Consider the following 2,520-nt stretch of genomic DNA (forward strand, 5'->3'; position numbering starts at 1 on the left):
GGAACCCACCGTGCCGGACGAACTGCTCGCCGACGTATGGCGGCTGACCGCCGAGAAGCTCGGCCGTCCGGCGGCGGACGTCGGCCCCGGCACCTCGTTCTTCGAGCTGGGCGCGGACTCGCTCTCGCTGATGGGCATGACGGCGGAGCTGGAGCAGCGGTACGGCGTGCGCGTCCCGGTACGGGAGCTGTTCTCCACGGCCGACACCCCGCGCGCGCTGGCGGAACGCCTCGCGCAGCTCGGCGCGGGGCCGCCGCCGGGACCCGTGGAGGCACCCGGGGAGACGCCCGGGAACGCGGGCCGGCAGCCGCACGGCGCGCATGAGCGGCAGCGCGAGGAACCGGTGGCCGCACCCGCGCCCCAGCCCACGCCCGTGCCCCTGGAGCCGGCGACCGCTGCCCCGGGCGCCCTCATCCCGGCATCCGAGGCGCCCTCCGAGCTGCACGAGCTGCTGAGGCGGCAGCTCGAGCTCACCGAGCATCTGGTCGACCAGGTCACCGGCGTGCTGTCCCGCCAACTCGACGTGCTCGCCTCCACGGGAGCCCCGCCCACCCCTCCCCCGGCGCAGGCACCCACCCTCCGGCCGACGCCGTCCCGGCCCCGGGCACCTCTGCCCGCTCCGAACCCGGCAGAGGTCTCCACCCCGCGCGCTCTCCCGGCGCCCGCTCCGCACATTCCATCGGCGGGTCCCGGGCAGGGGCCCCCGCCGGCACCCGGTCGGGGGTGCGACTTCAGCCTGTACTTCTTCGGTGACTACCCCGAGGACGCCGACCGCGACAAGTACGCGCTGATCATGGAGTCATCGACGTTCGCGGACGAGCACGGGTTCCATGCCCTGTGGCTCCCGGAGCGGCACTTCGACTCCTTCGGAGCGCTGTTTCCCAACCCCTCCGTGCTCGCCGCGGCGCTCGCGGCGAGCACCCGCCGCATCCGGCTGCACGCGGGCTCGGTCGTACTGCCACTGCACCATCCGGTGCGGGTCGCCGAGGAGTGGTCGGTCGTCGACAACATCTCCGGCGGCAGGGCGGGGCTGTGCGTCGCGAGCGGCTGGCACGCCACCGACTTCTCGCTCGCCCCGCAGCACTTCGGGCGCCACCGCGACGTGATGTACGAGCAGTTGGCGGCCGTGCGGCAGCTCTGGTCGGGGCGAGGGCTGCCGACGACCGCCGGTGACGGCGAGCCCGTCGAAGTACGCCTCCACCCCCGCCCCCTGCAACAGGAACTCCCCCTGTACGTCGCCGTGGTGGGCAACCCGGACAGCTACCGCCGGGCCGCCGTCGAGGACCTGGGCGTGGTCACCAACCTGATGACGCAATCCGTCGAGCAGCTGGCCGAGAACATCGCGCTGTATCGGCGCACCCGAGCCGAGCACGGGCTCGACCCGGCGGCGGGCCGAGTGGTGGTGCTGGTGCACACATACCTCGGTGAGGACGGGGACCGCGCACGGGCGGAGGCATACCGGCCGTTCGTGTCGTACCTGCGTTCCTCGCTCTCCCTCTTCGGGCAGGTGACCAACAGCCTCGGCTTCACTGCGGACCTCGACAACACCCCCGAGGACGACGTGGAGTTCCTGCTCGAGCGGGCCTACGAGCGTTACTGCGCCTCACGTGCCCTGATCGGAGACGAGGACACGGCAGCCGGGACCGTGCGCCGCCTGGTGGACGCCGGAGCGGACGAGATCGCCTGCTTCGTGGACTTCGGCGTCCCGAAGGAGAAGGTCCTGGCCGCGCTGCCGGTGCTCGACCGGGTCCGCCGCCGGGCGCTGCCCGAGGCCGGGGGGCGGGCGGCCCCCGTACCGCGACGGGTGCCGCTCACGCCCGCGCAGCGCCGCATCTGGTTCCTGGAGCAGCTGCATCCGGGGACCGGCATGTACCACGAGCCCAAGGCGGTTCGGCTGGACGGGCCGCTGGACGTGCCGGCTCTGCGCCGTGCGCTCCAGCGGGTCGCGGACCGGCATCCGGCGCTGCGGACGGTGTTCCTGGACGACGGCGGGGTCCCGTACCAGGAGATCCGCGACCGGGTACGCCTGGAATGCCCGGTGGACGACCACACGGGGGCGACGGAGGAGGAGGCGCTGCGCGCCACGCTGGCGACGGAGGGGCGCCGGGTCCTCGATCTGCGTGAGGACCCGCTCGTGACGGCGCGGCTGCTGCGCCTGTCCGAGGAGCGGCATCTGCTCTTCCTGCTGGCCCACCACATCGTCTTCGACTCGGCCTCCACGGCCGTGCTCGTCCGCGACCTCGCGGCCTGCTACCGCGCCTCGGAACACGGCGCCCAGGAGCCGCCGCCCCTGCCGGAGGTGGCCCCGGCCCGTCCGGCGGACCACGCGGCGTCCCTCGCCTTCTGGCGGCGCGAGCTGGCGGGAGTCCCGGAGCTCGCCCTGCCCACCGACCGGCCCCGCCCTCCCGTCAGGTCGGGGGCGGGGGCGAGCCTCACCCACGAGCTGGACGCGGAACTCACCGACGCGCTCCGGGCGTTCGCGGCCAGGCACCGGGTCACTGCGTTCATGGCGCTGACCGG

The 2,520-nt window shown here is 74.2% G+C and carries 1 protein-coding gene; it reads left to right on the forward strand.

The genetic code is table 11. The features are described from left to right. A partial coding sequence (locus ABZ281_RS45780; RefSeq protein WP_356664354.1) for a MupA/Atu3671 family FMN-dependent luciferase-like monooxygenase occupies positions 1–2,520 on the forward strand: 2,520 nt, incomplete at both ends.

This window comes from Streptomyces sp. NPDC006265, assembly GCF_040613555.1.
In the GTDB taxonomy this organism is placed as follows: Bacteria; Actinomycetota; Actinomycetes; order Streptomycetales; family Streptomycetaceae; genus Streptomyces.